This is a genomic window from Leptospira stimsonii, from assembly GCF_003545885.1.
In the GTDB taxonomy this organism is placed as follows: domain Bacteria; phylum Spirochaetota; class Leptospiria; order Leptospirales; family Leptospiraceae; genus Leptospira; species Leptospira stimsonii.
Genome location: NZ_QHCT01000004.1, coordinates 291,388 through 310,005, shown reverse-complemented (window position 1 = coordinate 310,005; position 18,618 = coordinate 291,388). Strand labels below are relative to the sequence as shown.

Annotated in this window: 17 protein-coding genes; 4 read left to right on the top strand and 13 right to left on the bottom strand. The window is 44.7% G+C overall.

What is annotated here, in order from left to right; translation table 11 throughout:
- Nucleotides 1-39: 39 nt before the first annotated feature.
- Both DLM75_RS15915 and DLM75_RS15910 read right to left on the bottom strand, forming a co-directional pair.
- Complete coding sequence (locus DLM75_RS15915; RefSeq protein ID WP_118969481.1) at nt 40-513, bottom strand: hypothetical protein; 474 nt, start codon at nt 511-513, stop codon at nt 40-42.
- Nucleotides 510-1,430 (bottom strand): ATP-binding protein, encoded by a 921-nt coding sequence (locus tag DLM75_RS15910; protein WP_069609463.1) that lies wholly within the window; start codon nt 1,428-1,430, stop codon nt 510-512. The genes DLM75_RS15915 and DLM75_RS15910 overlap by 4 nt, the downstream gene beginning before the upstream one ends.
- 238 nt (nt 1,431-1,668) lie before the next feature.
- Here DLM75_RS15910 and DLM75_RS15905 point away from each other — a divergent pair, with 238 nt between their 5' ends.
- The 3 genes from DLM75_RS15905 to DLM75_RS15895 all read left to right on the top strand — a co-directional run bounded on the left by DLM75_RS15905 (nt 1,669) and on the right by DLM75_RS15895 (nt 5,529).
- A complete protein-coding gene (locus DLM75_RS15905; protein ID WP_118969480.1) occupies nt 1,669-4,068 on the top strand; it encodes a SpoIIE family protein phosphatase in 2,400 nt (799 codons plus the stop codon).
- Nucleotides 4,069-4,288: 220 nt separating this feature from the next.
- Nucleotides 4,289-5,188: an NAD(+)/NADH kinase gene (locus DLM75_RS15900; RefSeq protein WP_118969479.1), complete on the top strand. Its 900-nt coding sequence runs from the start codon at nt 4,289-4,291 to the stop codon at nt 5,186-5,188.
- Entirely contained in the window at nt 5,185-5,529 is a 345-nt protein-coding gene (locus DLM75_RS15895; protein WP_118969478.1) for an STAS domain-containing protein, read from the top strand. The genes DLM75_RS15900 and DLM75_RS15895 overlap by 4 nt, the downstream gene beginning before the upstream one ends.
- A gap of 7 nt (nt 5,530-5,536) precedes the next feature.
- On the opposite strand, the gene DLM75_RS15890 is transcribed toward DLM75_RS15895, so the two are convergent.
- Nucleotides 5,537-7,168 carry a PhoX family protein gene (locus DLM75_RS15890; protein WP_118969477.1) on the bottom strand — a complete coding sequence of 544 codons (1,632 nt, stop codon included), beginning with the start codon at nt 7,166-7,168 and terminating at the stop codon, nt 5,537-5,539.
- 126 nt (nt 7,169-7,294) lie between these two features.
- Here DLM75_RS15890 and DLM75_RS15885 point away from each other — a divergent pair, with 126 nt between their 5' ends.
- A complete protein-coding gene (locus tag DLM75_RS15885) occupies nt 7,295-7,795 on the top strand; it encodes a hypothetical protein (protein ID WP_118969476.1) in 501 nt (166 codons plus the stop codon).
- Here the strand turns inward: DLM75_RS15885 and DLM75_RS15880 are convergent.
- The 10 genes from DLM75_RS15880 to DLM75_RS15825 form a co-directional block, all read right to left on the bottom strand.
- Nucleotides 7,776-8,351 (bottom strand): hypothetical protein, encoded by a 576-nt coding sequence (locus DLM75_RS15880; protein WP_118969475.1) that lies wholly within the window; start codon nt 8,349-8,351, stop codon nt 7,776-7,778. The genes DLM75_RS15885 and DLM75_RS15880 overlap by 20 nt on opposite strands.
- A gap of 17 nt (nt 8,352-8,368) precedes the next feature.
- Nucleotides 8,369-10,198: a molecular chaperone HtpG gene (gene htpG / locus DLM75_RS15875; RefSeq protein WP_118969474.1), complete on the bottom strand. Its 1,830-nt coding sequence runs from the start codon at nt 10,196-10,198 to the stop codon at nt 8,369-8,371.
- Nucleotides 10,199-11,863 (bottom strand): BatD family protein, encoded by a 1,665-nt coding sequence (locus tag DLM75_RS15870; RefSeq protein WP_429945478.1) that lies wholly within the window; start codon nt 11,861-11,863, stop codon nt 10,199-10,201. It abuts the gene before it with no gap.
- Nucleotides 11,860-12,552 carry a TPR repeat-containing protein BatC gene (batC, locus tag DLM75_RS15865; RefSeq protein ID WP_118969472.1) on the bottom strand — a complete coding sequence of 231 codons (693 nt, stop codon included), beginning with the start codon at nt 12,550-12,552 and terminating at the stop codon, nt 11,860-11,862. The genes DLM75_RS15870 and batC overlap by 4 nt, the downstream gene beginning before the upstream one ends.
- Complete coding sequence (gene batB, locus DLM75_RS15860) at nt 12,549-13,592, bottom strand: VWA domain-containing protein BatB (RefSeq protein WP_118969471.1); 1,044 nt, start codon at nt 13,590-13,592, stop codon at nt 12,549-12,551. The genes batC and batB overlap by 4 nt, the downstream gene beginning before the upstream one ends.
- Nucleotides 13,589-14,527 carry a VWA domain-containing protein BatA gene (gene batA, locus DLM75_RS15855; protein WP_118969470.1) on the bottom strand — a complete coding sequence of 313 codons (939 nt, stop codon included), beginning with the start codon at nt 14,525-14,527 and terminating at the stop codon, nt 13,589-13,591. Before batA ends, batB begins: the two co-directional genes overlap by 4 nt.
- Nucleotides 14,524-15,393, bottom strand: coding sequence for an LB_053 family protein (locus DLM75_RS15850; RefSeq protein WP_118969469.1), 870 nt, complete (start codon nt 15,391-15,393; stop codon nt 14,524-14,526). The genes batA and DLM75_RS15850 overlap by 4 nt, the downstream gene beginning before the upstream one ends.
- Nucleotides 15,390-16,220: a DUF58 domain-containing protein gene (locus DLM75_RS15845; protein ID WP_118969468.1), complete on the bottom strand. Its 831-nt coding sequence runs from the start codon at nt 16,218-16,220 to the stop codon at nt 15,390-15,392. The genes DLM75_RS15850 and DLM75_RS15845 overlap by 4 nt, the downstream gene beginning before the upstream one ends.
- A gap of 8 nt (nt 16,221-16,228) precedes the next feature.
- Nucleotides 16,229-17,218: an AAA family ATPase gene (locus DLM75_RS15840; protein WP_118969467.1), complete on the bottom strand. Its 990-nt coding sequence runs from the start codon at nt 17,216-17,218 to the stop codon at nt 16,229-16,231.
- A gap of 612 nt (nt 17,219-17,830) precedes the next feature.
- The gene (locus DLM75_RS15825) at nt 17,831-18,445 is read right to left on the bottom strand and encodes an LIC20036 family protein (RefSeq protein ID WP_118969464.1); all 615 of its coding nucleotides are present in this window, start codon (nt 18,443-18,445) and stop codon (nt 17,831-17,833) included.
- Between the last annotated feature and the right edge of the window lie 173 nt (nt 18,446-18,618).

Sequence of the window (18,618 nt, the reverse complement as noted above, 5' to 3'; positions counted from 1 at the left end):
TAGGAACTCACACTTTCAGAACGGTCTTTCAAAAAGATCCTATTCCAAACTCTCCAGATCTTTTAGAACTTCCTCTTCGTAGTTTTTCTTAAGATTCTCGAGAAAATTTTCCGGAAAGGAAATCTTTTCGTTTAAGACAAGAGAAAACAATTCGTTTAATAATTTCTTTTCTTCAAAGCCGGTAAAGAGCCATTCCAAAAGTTCCAGTGCAAGATCCATTTTCCCTTCGGAAGCGATCATCGTCCTAAATTCGTTTTTGATTTCTTCGGATTTTCCGGCTTTTAAAAAACCGCGAATCTTCTCCGGATAAAGATTCATCAACGTTTGTTTTTTTGCGTTGGGTGTGAATACGAAATCCTTTTGACCCGGCGGAAGATGAGAACGCACGGCCTCTTCCGCGGTTTCGGAGGCAACATTCGATTCCTTTAATGTTCTTAAAATGACTTCGCCGAGAAGAAAATCCTGGAACGGGTGAAACGGAAATCCGGTCCCCGATGAGGAATCGGAACTCATTCCTTTTCGATCTCCACTTGTTTACGGACCTTCTCGAATAAATTCTCCAATTCTCCGGGCGTGAATTCCCGAGTCGGCTCAAAAGAACAAAACACGGCTCTGTAATATTTATCCTTGTGCACAAGATAGAATCCGGCTTCTTCCATTATGGTTCTGAGTTTGGTTTCTCTGGAAGCGGTGACTACGATCGTCACGGAAGACAATTTGCTCTTCCTGTGATCGATATGAAAATAGCAGAGCGCTTCTTCCGGGTCCAACCGATCGATTTCTTCTTTGATCTCGTCGAAACTCGTTACGTCTCTCGGTCCCTTTGGGTCCCTATAATTGATCAAAACCCTTTTGAAATAATGGACTTTATTTCCTTCCGGAGTGATTTCAACTCCGTTCAGAACCCTTCTTTCGTCGGCGAGTTCTTTCATCAAAAACTCCCCTCTTCCTCTGGAACTTTCTATATCGAAAAGTTCCGAGGAGAAATCCCCTTTTTTTACGTTCTCGTTGATCTGAGAAAGTGTGTATTTCATTCCGGGTTTCATCTCGTGTTTGAAAGACATCTTAAAAAACGGATTTACAACTTCATTATGTAATTCTAATTCAATTTCGGCGTATTTTCCTTGTCCGTGCTCCACTATGTTTTGTGTGGCCTCGGTCGCGATGATTCGAATCGTATCCGGGTCAAGACCGGCTAACGACGAATAACGATGAACGAAATTCTTAATCTCGTACAGGGTTCCCAAACTTTCGTCAATCCTTCCACGGATCTCGTTTTCGACGATTTCTTCCCGAAAAATTCTCGCGTAATATCTTACGCTTGCCATTCCCTTTTTTAGATAAGGGGATTGAGCCGTGTTTTCGATCTGCCGTTTGAGTTTTTTGTTTTCATCTTCTAATTCTTGAATTCGTTTCTCTTCTGGGGACATAAAGCTCTTTATTTCTGTAACGAGATTTTCACATTCCCGATCTGAAAACCGGGGGATTTCTAAACTACCTTCCACTGCTATGGGTTCAAGTGATAATTCACTTTCGATGCTGAAAAAACAAATTGAGCCAGTTTTGACCTTTAGAATTTTTTTTCGAACCGGCTCGATCCCAATGAAAAAATTCTCAACATTTGAAATCGAATGAACTGAGTTTATCTCGAACCCGAGCGAGTTTTTTATGAGTTTCCGACAAAAAATATTTTTAATCCTCAGCGCAAGTCAGTTGTTTCTTGTTCTCATTCTCGCGTTTACTTTCATTCAGATGATCGACCGAGTCAAAAACGAACCACAGGATAAACGCGCCCTCGACAAATCCGTGGACTTTCAAAAAGAACTCAGGCATAAGGAAGAAACGATTCGTTTTATGCTGAAAGAGCTGGAACGAAATTCGAAAACGCTTTCCATCTTAGAATCCGGTTCGAACAACCGCGCCATCTTGGATTCACAAAGGGATTACTTTCTCGGAATCATGAAACAATACGACCTTTCGATCTTCGAAGTGATCTCCGCTTCCGGAAAAGTCGTTTATCGTTTTCACAGACCCGCGGATTTCGGAGACGATAAATCAAAACAAAAAATCGTCCAAGAAGCGCTTAACGGTAAAATCGCCTCCACTCTCGAACTCGGCCACAGCGGCCTCGGACTTCGTATGACATCGCCTCTACGAAACGGTTCCCTCGTTTTGGTGGGTCAGGTCGTCGACCAAAAGTTCACGGAGAACATCACGGGTTCCACTGACGTCCACATGGCGATCTACGAAAAGGACAAACAAATCTCTGTCTCCGGGGATCGAATCCAAAATTATCTGAAGAATCACCCGCTTTCCTCTCTCAAAAACGGCTCCCGCTTTGCCTTTGACGGAAAGTATTATTATCTCACGAGAATTCCATACGAGAACAAAGGCCTTACCAATTTAGCACTCGAATTCGTTCTTATGATCGACGAGACCGAACTCCACACGACCACACAAAACCTCTGGATCTACTGTGGCCTTCTCGCGCTTTCGATTTTTATAGGAATTCTTCTCGTATCGTATCTTTTTTCGAGGGACATCATCAACGCAGTCAAAGCCTTGAACTTTGCGATGAAAAATCCATCCGAAGACGAGACCACGATCATCGATTTGGATCGAACGGACGAACTCGGTCAGATGGGAGAAGTTTTCGTACACATGAAAAAGGAACTCTTGGACCACCAACTTTCTCTGGAAAGAAAAGTCGAAGAAAAGACACAAGAGCTACAAGATACTCTGAGCGAAGTCCAAGCATTAAAGGAAAAACAGGACGGGGATTATTACCTCACTTCCCTTCTCATACAACCTCTCACTTCGCTTCGATATTCGGATGAAAACACAAGAATAGAATCCGTTCTCAAACAAAAAAAGGAATTCCAATTCCGCACGAAAAATTCCGAGATCGGAGGAGATCTCTGTTCCATTCAAGAAATCACTCTGATGGGGAAAACGTATCTCGTCATTCTCAACGCGGACGCGATGGGTAAATCGATTCAAGGCGCCGGCGGAGCTTTGGTGATGGGAACCGTTTTTAAGGCAATCATCACAAGAACACAACTTTCTCGTTCCAATCAGAAAAAAAGTCCGGAGAAATGGTTAAAGGACTGTTATACGGAACTTCAGAACGTCTTCGTAACGTTCGACGGAAGTATGCTCGTTTCCGCAGTGATCGCGTTATTCGATCAGGAAACGGGCGCCTTGTATTCGATCAACGCGGAACATCCCTGGATGGTTCTCTACAGAGACGGAAAGGCGAACTTCCTGGATGACGAACTTCTTCTTCGAAAGATCGGTTTTACGGAAAACGCTTCGGAGCCGATCATCCGAGTGTTTAAACTAGAACCGAACGATTTCGTTTTTATCGGCTCGGACGGAAGAGACGACATACTTCTGAAAAGACCCGGTTCCGATGAAACGTTTATGAACGAAGACGAAACCTTATTCTTACGTCTCGTGGAACTCGCAAACGGAGACCTCGCCGATTTGGAAAAACTTCTTCATCACGCAGGAGAAGTCACAGACGATCTTTCTATTATGAAAATCGCATATAAGACCGAGGCGGAACTCCCCTTGCAAAAAATTCCTTCGGCAGGAGACGAATACAACCGCCTTGTTAAGGAAGGAATCCAGGAAATCCGTAAGAAGAATCTGAAAGTGACGAGAGAACTTTTTGAAAAGGCGCTTTCCATAAGCGACGCGGATCCGGGTCTTTACAAACAACTCGCAAGAATTTGTATCAATCAAAAGGATTTTTCCGCGGCCGCCGGATATTCCGAAAGTTACGTGGGCAAGTTTCCGTTCGACAACGAATTCTTATATTATACTTCTTTTACGTTGCGTAAAATCAAAGAATATTCCAAGGCGATCGAATATTCGGAACGTCTTCGCTCCCGCGAGCCGGAGAATATCCGAAATCTGAAACACCTCGTGGAACTCTATAGACTCGTGGGGAATCGCTCCAAATTCCGCTCTATCATGACGAACCTAAAAGCCCTCGTGGCCGAAAAAGAAGCGAGGGACGAAGACTTAGATCAGGACGTATCTTCGGAAACGATTTTGGTCTAATCCGGAAGCGAAGCGTTCGATTCTTACGAGCCTTTTGAAAAGAATCGAGCGCATTCTTATAGACCGATTTTCGATCGGCAAAGATCGCATTGTATAAAAATTCTTCTTTCCCGAAAACGTTTTCGAAAGAAGACTCCTCTTTTTTGAGCGGAAACAAAAGATCGGAGAACCTGAAAAATGGGTTTCTGTTTTCCAAAGGATCTTGTATTTGGATCATTCAATGCCTTTGGAGAAATTACAGTCCGTCAAACGAGTTCTCATTTTAGGGAAACGTACCAAGTTCGAATTGGATTTGGAAGAATGGGGTTCTCTCGAAATTCTCCAAAGAATCTATAAGATCCAAAACGACTCCTTTGCGAGAATCCACGAATCGCATCTCAGACAGGTCTCAAATCGGGAAACGCTCAAAAAACTCTTCCCCGATAGCACCTTTATCTTTCGTAAATCCATGGAGGAATTTCCGCCTTCTTCCTTCGACCTCGTGATCGCGCTCGGCGGGGACAATCATTTTACTTACGTCGCGCACCACGCAGTGGACACTCTCGTCCTCGGGTGTAATTCCGATCCTCCCACGTCGGTCGGCGCCCTCCTCTCATTTCACGTGGAAGACATCAAAGAAGCGTTGGAAACCGGTTGGAAAAACGCGATGATCGAAGAATGGCCTTTGATCGAAGTGAAGATCCATTATCCGGACGGAAGAAAGGTCAGCACTCTACAAGGAATCAGCGAGATTTCGATTCGAAACAATAGTCCCGATCTTACGAGCCGTTTTTTTATCTGCCACGGCGATGAAATGGAAGAACAAAAATGCTCCGGACTCCTGGTCTACACGGGCGCCGGTTCCACGGGTTGGGTTATGTCCTGTGAAAACAAGGATACAAGTTTTGACAAACAATCTCCGTTTTTCAAAGTCTATTGTAGAGAGCTTCGGAAAAAAGAACATACTCGATATACTCTGGACCATTTTACGGTCTCGGATAGTTTTAGTTTAATTTCCGAAATGAAAGGTGGAATTTCGATCGACTCGCTTGCGGAAACGATTTACGATTTTCCACCCGGCGCAAAAGCTGATTTTAAACTCTCTGAAAAAAAATTACATGTAGTGGTTCGTAAGTTATGAGTCAATTGACCATCAAAATAAAAGAGACATCTGCGGGAATTTTCGTTTATACGCTCGATGGAAGACTGGACGAAAGTAGCTTTACCGATTTTAAAAAAGACATCATCGATCCTCCGCATCCGGACGTCGTGATTCTCAATCTCGCCGAACTGAAATACATTTCCAGTTCCGGAATCCGTGCGATCTTTGAACTCAGAAACAAACTCGCAAACGAAAGTAAAAAACTTCTTCTCACCGAAGCATCGGACAAGGTCATTCAGATCTTCAATCTTCTGGGCTTGTGGAAACCGTTCACCCATTTGGAATCGGAAGCGGAAGCGATCGAAGTCGCCAAAAAATAACCGTTTACTACTTTAGATAAATTGCAACCACTCCCGATTTCGGGAGGGAATTTCCGCCTTGAGGCCAATGACTCGTCGGATTCCGATAATCCTTCGTGGTTTCTCCGGGATGTTGTACGGAAACGAACAATTCTCTTTCGTCCGGAGTAAACCACAACCCCGTCAATTCCGAACCGATCGGAGCGGAAGCGAACTGAAACGCCCTCCCCGAATCCGATCCCGCAGTCGGAATCACGAACATTCCGTTATTGCCGAATTTCTTATATACGGAAAGATTGAGATTCTTTTGGGAAACGTCCGTCACCATCCAAAGATTTCCTTGTTTATCGAAAGCGAGATTGTCCGGTGCGGCGAATCCGGAACCTCGACCGCCTGCGGCAAACACTTCGAAATCGAATTCCAATCCTGCGTGGTCGCCTGACTTTTCCTGAATTCTTACGATTTGTCCGAAAAAATTTCCGTGAGAATCGTTGTTCGTCATAGCGATAAAAACCGTTCCGTCGATCGGATGAATTTCGATGTCTTCCGGCCGGTCCATCGGAGTCGCTCCACAGATTTTCGCCGCGTCTCTGCAATAAACGAGAACGTCCGCTTGGGAAGAGAATCTTCTTTTGCCGTTTTCTAATTTAGAATTTTTTAATGTTTCATTGATTTCCAAATCCAGAGGAATCCAAGTTCCTTTCTCGAAATTGGCCGCGTAAAGAATCCCTTCCTCCAAAAGACTCGAATTGCCCGCTCCGAGTGAAGGATCGTAAGAATTCTTCGATATGAACTTATATACGAACTGATCCTTCGCGTCGTCGCCCATGTACACAACGAGTTTTCCTTCCGGAGATAATACAAGAGCCGCGTTCTCATGCGAGAATCTACCGAGAGCCGTATGTTTTACGGGAGTCGACTTCGGATCGAACGGATCGACTTCGATCACCCAGCCGTAGTGTGTTTCGTTCGGAAGTTTACAGGCTTCTATCACCCATTCCACGTTTTCTTCGCAGGAAAGAATCGTTTTCCAAAAGGTAGTTCCGCCCGCGCAGTTCGCAAAGGTTCCGAATACACGATTCGTATTTCCTACGACCGGACTTCCGGCGGCTGGACCCGTTAGACGAAATTCAGTAAGGCCGTTGATTCTTCTTCCGTATTTCGAATCGGGAGACATCTTCCATTCTCCATTCTCCTTAGAAACCCGTATAACCGAACCGCCTAACGCATACAGATGCTGTTCGATTTGTTTGTCCGTTCTCAGATTCGGACCCGGCTTCTGACTATCGTAGCCGTTTACGTAATATTCCAAAACGCCGAGCGTTTCGTGATTGTTCCAGAGAAGTCCGCTGTCTTTTTTTCCGTTAAACGGAAGATAACAATTGAAGTCGGAATTAAAACCGAACGTATCTCCTTGCGGGTTGATACGATCTCCGAAGAGTGCGATCGTATTGTATCGATATCCGTTAGGAAGAATCAAAGAATCCTGTTCGCTCGCGGAGATCGGTTGAAACTTAGGAAAGGAATTTTTTACGGTACGAATGGAAGGTTTGTTATTAGTGCTTTTATCGGAGCCGAAAAGACCGCCGGTCTTTGCAAGAGCGAGAGCTCCGATTCCCTTCCCTAAGTATTCTAAAAACTGGGATCGAGTCAGTGTCATACGTCTAAGTTTTCAGATTCTGAAACGATCGCCATCCTGAATTTCTCGAACGCTTCCTATTTTATCTGGTTGTAATAATCCGAAGCCATTGGAAACTATCTGACAGAACTTGATTCTTCTCATTCCATGAATTCATCTTCCTATTCAACTCCGTTTTATAAGATTCTGTTCGTTCTCGGGTTGGGTTCGATCCTCTTCTTCCTTCCTTTCTATCTCGTCGTGAACGGCGAAAACAATCATCTCGATCAAGTTTATCAAAGCCTAAGAGAACCGGGGCCAACCGTTTTTGGAACGCTCACGGAATCGGTTCGTGTAGAGAAGTCCGGGAAACGGGCTTATCTCGTTTCGTATCGGGTTCCTGACGAATCAGGAAAACTTCATGAGGTCACGGAACAGGTGGATGAGAATCTTTACCAGAGACTTCGGGTCGGCGACAGCATCGAAATCCGCAGAAAAACTTTCGAGACCTTCGGCAAAATCCGGGTATTGGCGAGGATCAAAAAAAATTCTCTCTTTATCAACGACTTTGACTTTTTGGAAATTTTCGCCCTGACCGGACTTTGTTTTTCCGGAATCCTGATATTCGCAGGAATCTATTACAGAGTTTTCAAGGGTCGGGAAGCTTGATAAAGAAAGGATTTTCCTTCTTAAATATCAACTGAACCTGATACGGTTCCATGACATAGCGGGAAGGATTCATCTCGTAGGAAATATAACAGAAATACTTATCATAGATTACGATGTACATATATTCTTGAAATCGAATGTGTTGCATCTGATTTTTGATTCCGCGCATCCATATCGAATCCGGTTGCACACGTTCGTAACGAACTCCGGACGCCTTGATCTGCTTTAGGTATTCGCGCGGGGTTTCCGGTTCTCTTCTTCTGAGTTCCAGCTTAAAGGAACGAACCAGATTGTATTCTAGTTTCGCTTTCTCTAACGCGTCTACGTCCGGAATCGTTCGGAAATAGTATTCGTAGTATTCTTTGTCTAGGGAAGCGGCGTTTTTGTGAGCGTCACCGTTTTCTTCGGGAGTTCTGGAGATAGGTTGCGAGGTCGGAGCGGAAGGTTCCTCCGCGTAGACGATTCCAGAAAGAATCAGCAGAAGGAAGAGAAATTGTTTCCGAAATCGGTCCATAAAACGCACATTATATGTATCGGACCGACTCCGGAATTCCAAGCTTTTTTTCCGCGTTTTTAGGACTTGCTGAGTTCCTCTAATGTCTCCGTAGTTCGTTTGAGATATTCCGCAAACTCCGCCTCCCCGAATATCTTCGATGAAAGAAGCGCCATGTCGTATACGGTACGAGTCAATTTGGCCGCCTTTTCCGCGTTAGGTCCTTTGGAAAGGGCAAGGATGTTTTTCACCAAGCCGGAACGAGTATTGAGAACCAACGTATGATTTTTCAGAAGATCCATCGGCTTTTGACCGCCCATGAGATTCATCTCGCTCAGACGTCGCAGATGTTCGGGAAGAAGAACCACGGCGGGAACTCCCTCCGCTTTGAGAGGTTCTGCCTTAATCTCCAATCCGTCCCGTTTGAGGGTTTGTTCAAAACATTCTTTCACACGATCGGCTTCGGTTTTATTTTCGGAATCGACCAAAGTAGAAGCGCTTTCCTTGTCTACGACTCCGTCCGCGAGTTCGGAATCCACTCTCTGAAACTTCATTTCTGAATTTTTCGATTCGATAAACTGAACAAAGTGAGAATCGATTCTGGAATCCACAAGAATCGCCTCTAATCCCTGCGACCGAAGAAGATCCATATAGACGGAGGAAGTTTCCGCTTCGTTGGCGTAGAAGACTTTTCCTCCGTTTTTTTCCTTATTCTTATTCCAATACTCGTCCAAACGAACGATATCTCCGTTCGACGTTTTGAAGAATACGAGATCCTTTGCGGCTTCGTAAAACTTATCGTCCGTCAACATTCCGTATTTTACGAAGATGGAAATTTCCTCCCAATTCTTCTTGAACTCTTCCTCGTTCTTTTTGAATTCTTCGTGAAGACGATCCGCGATTTTTTTAACGATATGAGCGGATATCTTTTTAACGAGAGGATCGCTCTGAAGATACGATCTGGATACGTTCAACGGAAGATCCGGAATATCGATCGTTCCTTTGAGAACCGTCAAAAACTTAGGCACCAATTCGTTCGCGTCGTCGCTTACGAATACGTGATTACAATAGAGTTTGATTCCGGACTGATTTACGTCGAGCTCGTGTTTTAATTTAGGAAAATATAATATTCCCTGCAATCGAAATGGATAGTCCACGTTGAGATGAACGTGAAAAAGAGGTTCTCCGGAAAACGGGAAAAGATAGTTATAAAATTCGTCGTATTTTTCCTTCGTTACCGAGGAGGGAGTTTCGGACCAAAGTGGAGTTTGTTTGTTCGCTTGTTCCGTTTTTACAAAGATCGGCACGGGAAGAAAATCGCAGTATTTGCGGATGAGTTCTTTTAACTTCCACTGATCCAGGTATTCTCCGGAATCGCCGTCGAGATGAAGTGTGATCTTGGTTCCTCGAGTGGACTTGTCGGATGCGCGCAAAGAGAACTCGGTTCCGGATTCGCTTTCCCAGACAACGCCCGCGGATCCTTTTCGATAGGACTTGGTTTCGATGACGACCTTCGTCGAAACCATAAAGCAGGAATAAAACCCGAGACCGAAATGACCGATGATCTCCGGTTTACCGCCGTCGCCTTGAAACTTTTTGACAAACTCTTCGGCGCTCGAGAATGCGATTTGATTGATGTATTTCTGAACTTCCTCGGAGCTCATCCCGATTCCGTTGTCCTCGATCGTAAGAATTCTTTTTTCCTGATCAAAATCGAGGTCGATCCTGTAATCGGTGCCACCTTCGAACTCTTCGGAAAGGGCTATTTTTCTCAACTTAGTGATCGCGTCGCTTGCATTGGACACGAGTTCTCGAATGAATATGTCTTTTTCTGAATACAACCATTTCTTAATGATTGGAAATATGTTCTCCGTCTCTACGGAAATTCTTCCTTTGATTTCTTCGCTCATTTAGGTTTCCTCCTTTAATTTTTTAACGATCGTCTGTGCGATCCGAAGCAAATTCTTTTTCCCATCGGAGTTCAATCGACGGGAAATTTCGACAAAGTTGGATTCCGTTCGGGAAATGTTTGCCAGAAAGGAAGCGTCCGATTCAGAGATCCCCTTTGACAGCAGAGATTGCTTTAATACCAAGCCTCTTTTGCTCCCTACCAACAAGTCAAGCTCTTTTAGAACCGGTCCCCCTGCGATCCAAAAGATTCCGGGAATCCAATCGAAAATTTGCAGTGTAATTTCCGTCTTTTTCCATCGGATCCAAATCGAAACGCAGACCGCGAGTAAAATCAAAAAACCGAATGAAAAGAATAGAATTCGTTTCGGAGAAACAAAGGCGGATTCTTCTTTCATTTTTTCGTCGAGTGGAGTTTTTTTTCTCTTGGATTCGCCTAACACTTCTATAGACGGAAATTCTAAGAATGCGTTTTTATAACTTCCGGAATCCGGATCGAAATAGACAAAAACCTTGGATTCTTCCTTCCAGATTCCCTTTTTGGTCATCGGAATTCCGTACTCGAACTTTGCGGTGGAATAGAATCCGTAACCCGAGTTTTCCAACTCCGTAAACTTCCAGGATCTATGTGTGTCATACAACGTGGCTTGCGGAAAACAATCCTTCCCTTCGCTACAAGCGGAAGACAAAGGATCGGAGACGGAAGAAAGATTTCCTTCTCCTTCGATGATCACAGTAAGATAAAGAGTGTCGCCTACGGCGACTTCATCCCGAGGATCATTTTTGATTCTTACCTGAGCCTTAAACTTACCGACTCCTCCGCTGAAATTTCCATCGTATTTCGGAAGAGGACGAACCGTGATCAGATTCGGAATTGTCGAAACTGTCTTTACGTTAAAGTAGGATTGTAGTTGTCCTTCCAACGAGAACGTAGTTTTTCCGAGATAAAAATCGCCAGGACGCAGAGGAATGAGAGAATAAATTTCCTTGTTGTAAACGGCGACGTCGTAGACATTTCCTTCGTATAAAATCTGTTCCGGAATTTTTACGGCCACCCCGGAGAGAACCTCGCTTCTAAAATAAGGAAACTGAATCGAGTCTGCCGGATTCCGATCAAAGTAAGGCTTTCGAACGTCTCGAAAATATAGGGTAAAATATCCGATGATCGGTTCTCCAATCCAGGCTTGTTTTTTACTCGTCTGAAACAAAACTCGAAGATCCGCGTTATCCGGAAGATCTTCCCCTTCAAATTGGAAGAATCGATCGAAGAAAGATCCTCCCCTACTCTTCGCGGTTTGTGCTCTCGCAAGAACCTGAACTTGGACCGCGCCGGGTGTAAACGTTTTGCCGTTGACTTCGATACTCAGAGGAGGAAGAGCGAAGGTCCCTTGTCTGGAAGGTTTGATTCTAAACTTCAATAACCTTTTGCGAAAAACCTGAAAGTTGATGATCGTCGTATTCTCTTCGATACCGGAATAGAAAACAGTGACGTCCCCGTTGGAAAAAGAGTTTTGAGGAATTGTGTATTTGGAATTGAGATCCATCTCGAAGACGGCGTAGGATTCTTCTCCGAGGTGAAACATGTTTCGCGTAACGTAGAATTTGGTTTCTTCCGCGGAAAGCGTGAACGCTCCGAAAAACAAGAAGAGAGTAAAAATCCGTTTCACCAAAAGACCTCTCTATCCCGACTTTTTCTGCTCTTTCTCCGGATCTGGTTGAGATCCAGAGAATCTAGAATTCTTTTTGCCTCTTCTTCGGTTAACTTTCCTCTTTTATCGCGAGAGGATTCTCCGGTTGTTTCTTCGTTTGAAGATCGTTCGTTCCCGTTCTGAGGTTGGTTTCCTTTTTGTGGAGTAGAATTCTTTTGATTCGGATTGGAGGAGTTCGGCATCGTGTTTTGAGAATTTTGAGGAGGAGGATTTTGTCTCAGATACTCGAGATTTTTTCGAGCCTCCTTGAGATCCGGATTGAGTTTGAGAGCCTTGATATATTCTTCCGCGGCCTTTTTGCGATCCCCGGCCCGCATATAACTGTTTCCCAAATTGAATCTCGATTTCCACTGCACTTCCGGTGAATTCGAGGCCGCCGATTTTTCAAAATGACGAATCGCCTTGTCTAAGTTTCCAGCCTTAAATTCGACCGCTCCACGATTGAATTCCAAACGTGGGTCGTCCGGAAAAAAGGATTCCGCTTCCTGGTATTTCCGCAAAGAATCCGGGTATTCGCCCTGATTATAGTGTTCCAGTCCCTCACTGATCCGATTTCCACCCGGATCCAGTTCAACCGCGTTTCCGGGCGCTGACAAGAGAAGAAGCATAAGAATTAAAGAATATTCTAATCTATGAATTCGTTTCATGATAGAGCCGGCTCCTTCTTTTTGGAGAACAAAAATGCCTCGACGAAGACCCAGTCAAAGATCATACAAAGGATCGCGAGAATCAAATACTTTGCAGATCCTTCCGCTCTTTTGAGATCCTTCTTTCGAGAATAGAGATTTTCTTCGAGGGAACGGATCTCTTTTTGAAAAGACTGCAAGTCCGGCGGATTTGTTTCCAAAGAATACAATTCTCCGCTGTTCTTTCTCGCGAGTTCCTTTAAAAAAACGGGATTCATCTTGGACTGAATGACACCGGGAACGTTTGCGTTCGGACTCAAGGTTCCATCCTTCAAGAGATAGCCGCTGAGTCCGGATTCTTCATCGTTGTATGCGATCGGTCCCCCGGTTTCCGTTCCGGTCGCCCAGATCTGAAAGTTCGCCGGAAAAGAAACGAGTTCCGGATCGTTCTGATCCTCTCCGTCGGTCACTAAGATTAGAATTCGATTGCGAAACACCTTCTCCGAGTTTAACAGATCTTCCGCTTTTTGAAAGGCCTTCTTTAGATCCGTTCCCCGATCTCCGACCATATCCACGTCCAATCCTCGGACATAATCCGAAAACGCGGCAACGTCCGAGGTCATCGGACAATAAAGAAAAGGACTCGCCGCAAAGACGATCATTCCAAAACGATTTCCGTTTAACGAAGGCAACATCCTCAGAAGAATTTCCTTAAACTTTGCGAGCCTGGTAGGTGCGTTATCGATCGCTTGCATCGAAAGACTTACGTCCACGAGAAAGAGGATATCGACCCCGCGAAAGGATTCCTCCTTTTTTTCGTCCTTATAATTCGTTTGCCATCCCGCGAAAAAGATACAGATCAAGATGACAAACAAAAGAAGAATTCTCGCGGAGACAAGACCAGCCCTTGGAAAGGAAGAGGTTCGTTCCAAACCGGGATATTGGATTCTCCAATTCGATACTTTATAAATAAGATATATTCGAATACTGGAATAGATGGACCAAAAAGCAAGAACCGTGTAAAATATATTCTTCAGATAAGAAGAGAACTCGTGACTCATACGTAATACCGGAACACAAACGATCGTAGAATCAAATCCATGAGAAGAACGGCCAGCGCTCGGTAGATCCAAAGCTCGTATTCGGTTTCTCGAACCTCTTTCGGTGGGGCGGCGAGCGGATCTTTTTCGAGCGAATCGATGGAAGTAAGAACTTCCTTCATTTCCTCCGGATCTTCGGCGCGGAAAAACTGCCCTCCCGTGTTTGCGGAAAGTTCTTGTAAGATTTCGAAATTGATCTCGTAAGAACTATCTTCCTTTCCGATTCCAATCGAATAGATTTTTGCCCCGATATGTTCGGCGAGATCAGTGGCCGTGACCGGATCGATTTTTCCCGTATTGGAAACCCCGTCCGTGATCAAAACGATCACCCTCGAACGAGCGTGAGACGCGCGTAGACGATACGTCGAGAGAATGATGGCGTCGCCGATCGCGGTCCCTTGCTCCGCCACGGTTTCCTCTTCGATCGTGCCCAGGATTTCGTTCAGTGATTCCCGATCGCCCGTAAGGGGTGCCTGTAAATAAGCCGCGCCCGCGAAGACGACAAGGCCGAGCCGGTCATTCTTCCGTTTTTCTATAAATCGTCGAAGGAGTTTTTTAGAAACACCCAATCTTGTTTCCGGAAGAAAGTCGCGACTCCTCGACATAGAACCGGAAACGTCGAGGGCGATCATAATGTCCACGCCCTCTTTTTCGTCCGGAAGAAAGGTCACCTTCTTTCCCGGGCCAGCGAGCGCGACGATCAAAAAGCTGATCGCAAGAGGACGAAGCAAAGGAAGAAGAACTCCGAATTTTTCCAGTTTGGAAAGTGAACTCTCTCTTCTTCCCGGAAGACGGGCTTCCATCCTGTGAAGATACATTTTATTTTTATAATATACTAAAGTCCAGATCCACACCGGAGCCAAAATTAAGAGCGCGTAAGGATATTCAAAATTCATGATCTATCCCAGGTTTCCTTCCAATGAGAGAATTTTTCTTCGGCGTCCTCTTTTGCGAGAAAGGCTTCGCCGGGTCTGAATTTTCTTTCGGTTAAGAATTTTCTCCAAGACTGAAGTTCCCTTTCTTCGAAAGGAAACTGATCGTATAAGAATTGAAAGAGTTCCGCTTCGGTGAAGGCAGACGTTTTCCTTCCGGAAAGGTTGGCCGCTTTTTCCCGAATATAACCCGATAAAAGTCTCGCAAATTCACGAGCAGAGATCGGTTCCTTTTTCAAAAGTTCTCTCAGACGAATTTCATACACTTCCATCCGTTCGAGCTGAGGTGTGGCCTGTATGATCGCGTCCATCGGAGAAGATTGTCTTGCATACAATCGATAAGCGTAGATTCCGAAGGTAAGAAGAATTCCGAAAAGAATTAGAAAGACGAGAAGTCTTCCCAGATACGATCCGGAAAAACTCAGAGGAGGAATGATATCGGATGGTCCCGTGTCCGTTTCGGAAAGAACGGATTCAACGATCACTTTTTTTTGGGAAGATTCCCGCTTTCCGTTTGAGAGAGTCCAGGAAACCGGGATCGGAAATTCTCCCGTGGCGTAATAAGAAATTTCGAGTGCGATTCTTGTGTCCTTTTTTTCGGAAAGAAGAACTTCGAACCAAGGGAGATCCGGAAGTCCTTCCGCAAAATGAATCCCGAGCTGAGGAGCGACGATCTCTTTGATTTCACCGGGAGCCCAATTGAGTTCGTAACGAACCCTTTGTGCGATCAGAACTTTTTCGGGAGAAAGGGTTTCGGCCGTTTCTCCGAACAAAGAAGAAGAATAAATTAGAATCCAAGAATATAAGAATATTTGAATTCCTCTTTTCATTTTGAAAAATACCGTACGACTTCCTTTGAATCCAATTCCGGCCCGGTCAGATCCAATAACGAACCCTGAAAAAAGGAGCGCAATGCCTTCGTCTCGTATTCCGGCGCGAGCGTTCTTGCGAATAGACCGCCGCCTCTTTCTTCCGGATCCCTCGTATAAAAAAAGGAAAGCATCGATTTCGGAGGTTCGAGTTCGATCGGATCCCGAAATCGGATCGCATGGAGAGAATAGAGTTTTTTTAGACTTGAATATTTTTTAAGAGTTCCGATTCCGATGAAGTCGCTTAACAAATAGACTTCCGCGTGTCTGTGGATTCGATTTTTTAAATATCGAAAAGGCAACAGAGGATCGGAAACTTTTTCTACCAATCCCTTCTTGGATATTTTTTGGAGGGTTGGAAGAAGTTCGTCTCGAGAACGGAGAAAGTCGGTCTCCCATTCCACACGATCGCTAAAAAGAAGAATCTTGACTCGATTCCCTTTCTGAACGTAGAGAAGGGAAAGAAGAGCCAAAACCTGAAAGGCATTTTCCGAACGCGAGAATTCTCCGGAGCCGAATTCCATAGAACTCGAGACATCGAAAAAGAGAATCGCCTGTCTTTCTTTTTCTTCGTAGAATTCTCTGACATAGAGTTCCCCAAAACGAGAAGTCACATTCCAGTCGATGAGACGAGTGTCGTCACCGAAACTATAGAGACGGACGTCCTTGAAGTCAAGGCCCCTTCCCCGTTTCGAACTCTCGGCGCTACCCGCCTTCTCCCGAAAAGAACGCGTTCTTCGACCTAGTTCCAGGCTCGAAAGAATGGATAAGAATTCTTTGCGAATCATAAGGATGTTTAAGGAACCGGAGTCGCCTCGACTACGGTATTGATCAGAGATTCTACGTTTAATTCTTCCGAAATCGCCTCAAAAGTAAGAAGAATTCTGTGTCTTAGTATTTCCACGAGAGAAACTTTGACGTCCTCGGGAATCACGTATGTCCTTCCGTTGAGAAGCGCATTCGCTTTAGAACTTTTTAATATACTCAAAGACGCTCTCGGAGACGCGCCGTGACGGATATAAGGAATGAGTTCCGGGATCGTTCTTTCTTCCGGTCTTGTATTTCGCACGAGTCGAACGATATAGGACTTGATCTTTTCTTCGATAAAAACATTGTCCAAGAGGGAGGAAAGTTTTAAGATCTCTTTCGAGGAGACGACTTTTTTGATCTTCGTATCCTCCGTATTGAGTCGTCCGTGTTGCTCGAGAATCCCGATCTCTTCCTCTAACGCGGGATAACCTACGTTGACCTTCATAAAAAATCGATCCATCTGCGCTTCGGGAAGAGGATAAGTTCCGTCTTGATCGATCGGATTTTGCGTTGCGATCACAAGAAACGGTCGATCCAGTTTGTATGTCTTATCTCCGATCGTAATCGTCTTCTCTTCCATACTTTCCAAAAGAGCGGATTGCACCTTTGCGGGAGCACGATTGATTTCATCCGCGAGGAGAACGCCTGTAAAGACCGGCCCCTTTCTGGTTTCAAACTCGGTCGTCTTCGGATTAAAAACTACGGTTCCCACAAGATCCGCGGGCAAGAGGTCGGGAGTGAATTGAATTCTTTTAAAATCCAAATCCAAGGCGGAGGCAAGAGATCGCGCGAGCAATGTTTTCGCCAACCCCGGCATCCCTTCTAAGAGGACGTGCCCTTGACACACAAGACAAACGAGAACGTTTCGAATCACCTCGTCCTGCCCCGTGATTTCCTTACTGAGTTCTTTTTTGATTGTTTCCAGAGTTACCCTGGCGAATTCGACGTCTTCTCCGGATAGAAGATCTTTTTCCATAATGTAAGAATCGGAAAATGTAGGATCTGCTTCAAGCGAATTCCCTCGATACGGTTCGAAGCGCCAAGAGAATGGTCGTCTTCTTTCTGATCTTATTCTCGGATTGAAATTCCGTTCTTTTGCTTGTTTTCGAAACCGGTTTTTTCTCTCTTATTGTTCTTTGTGAAAGCCGATCAAACCCAGGGAGATTTCGGAGAGGAAATCGAATCGAGAAAGTCAAGAAATTAGTATTCGCTTTGTCGGAGTTCCGACAATGGAATTTCGGAAAATCGTCCTTGCGAGAATTGTCCTTTTGTGATACAGGAAAATCCTCCGATTTTTTCCCGCCACCTCTCCTCCTCCGCCCAATCAGGGTGGGGCGCGCGACTTTCACGGAAAAGGCGTCGTGGCTCCGACGGATCTTTCTGGAGATTCAAGAACCTTGTCCAAATCGTACTTGCCGAATACGGGAAGAGCAAACTAACTTTCAATGCCAAAATCGGAACGCCGAAAAGGGTTCTCCGTTCGATTGATTTTTCGGAAGAGGACATTCTTTCGCCCTCTCTCATCCAGCCCAACTGCGTAGATCCTCACCTGATTCTTTTTTGGAGAAATCGGAATCGCGGCAAAGTTTTATTTCTTCGCTTCCCAGTTCCCGGAACTATTGTTTCCGCGATATGTTCCCGAGATGGAACGTCCTTCCAAAACTCCAATGTATTTTTGGGAAAAGGGAACGTTGCTTCCTATCTCCGAACATTTCGCTCCGGAACAAGATCTTACGAATTGAATTTGATTTCCTTTTATAAAAGGCGCTCCGACCGGTTCCCACTTTCCCTTTCCCCAATTGGAGAATTTTAGATTTCCATAGAGACGCCCATTCTTTCCTCCGAAAAGTTGAAGAACCCCTTTGTGCGGGCCGACCGTAAGTTGATACGTTCCGACGAAGAGTTTATCATTCGCAGAAAGTTCAGTGGACATCGTAGGATTTTCTTCGGCAAAGAATTCTATCTTTTCCACCGAATCCATCGCGATCTCTTGATCCGGATCCTTCAACCTCACCGTATTCTGATCCAAAAAAATAAGCGTTCCCTGCGTAAAAGAACCGTTATACGTCACCTTTGCAGATCGATGCATTCCCGATCCGCAGGTTCTCAAGAAAAAACCTAAAACGAAAAATAGAATGGCGGTGGGAATAAAAATCGTAAGATCTCGTTTCCAAAAAGAACGAGGATTGGTTTCAGTGCTCATACGATATTATCGGAGAATTCGAAAAAGCATTCAGGTCTGAAAACAAAAAAGCAGAAGTTTACCTCCTGCTTTTTCTTTGATTCTTAGATCCTTATTTTTCGATTTTTTAAAAACCGAAAGGTTCTTCCGAGAAAACGGATCCACGCACACACAAACCGTTTCAAAAAAATCCA

Bases quoted from the DNA above. Each gene is read 5' to 3' on its own strand.
- DLM75_RS15915 (WP_118969481.1), bottom strand. From the start codon at position 513: ATGAGTTCCGATTCCTCATCGGGGACCGGATTTCCGTTTCACCCGTTC.
- DLM75_RS15910 (WP_069609463.1), bottom strand. From the start codon at position 1,430: ATGTCCCCAGAAGAGAAACGAATTCAAGAATTAGAAGATGAAAACAAA.
- DLM75_RS15905 (WP_118969480.1), top strand. From the start codon at position 1,669: ATGAGTTTCCGACAAAAAATATTTTTAATCCTCAGCGCAAGTCAGTTG.
- DLM75_RS15900 (WP_118969479.1), top strand. From the start codon at position 4,289: ATGCCTTTGGAGAAATTACAGTCCGTCAAACGAGTTCTCATTTTAGGG.
- DLM75_RS15895 (WP_118969478.1), top strand. From the start codon at position 5,185: ATGAGTCAATTGACCATCAAAATAAAAGAGACATCTGCGGGAATTTTC.
- DLM75_RS15890 (WP_118969477.1), bottom strand. From the start codon at position 7,168: ATGACACTGACTCGATCCCAGTTTTTAGAATACTTAGGGAAGGGAATC.
- DLM75_RS15885 (WP_118969476.1), top strand. From the start codon at position 7,295: ATGAATTCATCTTCCTATTCAACTCCGTTTTATAAGATTCTGTTCGTT.
- htpG (WP_118969474.1), bottom strand. From the start codon at position 10,198: ATGAGCGAAGAAATCAAAGGAAGAATTTCCGTAGAGACGGAGAACATA.
- batC (WP_118969472.1), bottom strand. From the start codon at position 12,552: ATGAAACGAATTCATAGATTAGAATATTCTTTAATTCTTATGCTTCTT.
- batB (WP_118969471.1), bottom strand. From the start codon at position 13,592: ATGAGTCACGAGTTCTCTTCTTATCTGAAGAATATATTTTACACGGTT.
- batA (WP_118969470.1), bottom strand. From the start codon at position 14,527: ATGAATTTTGAATATCCTTACGCGCTCTTAATTTTGGCTCCGGTGTGG.
- DLM75_RS15850 (WP_118969469.1), bottom strand. From the start codon at position 15,393: ATGAAAAGAGGAATTCAAATATTCTTATATTCTTGGATTCTAATTTAT.
- DLM75_RS15845 (WP_118969468.1), bottom strand. From the start codon at position 16,220: ATGATTCGCAAAGAATTCTTATCCATTCTTTCGAGCCTGGAACTAGGT.
- DLM75_RS15840 (WP_118969467.1), bottom strand. From the start codon at position 17,218: ATGGAAAAAGATCTTCTATCCGGAGAAGACGTCGAATTCGCCAGGGTA.
- DLM75_RS15825 (WP_118969464.1), bottom strand. From the start codon at position 18,445: ATGAGCACTGAAACCAATCCTCGTTCTTTTTGGAAACGAGATCTTACG.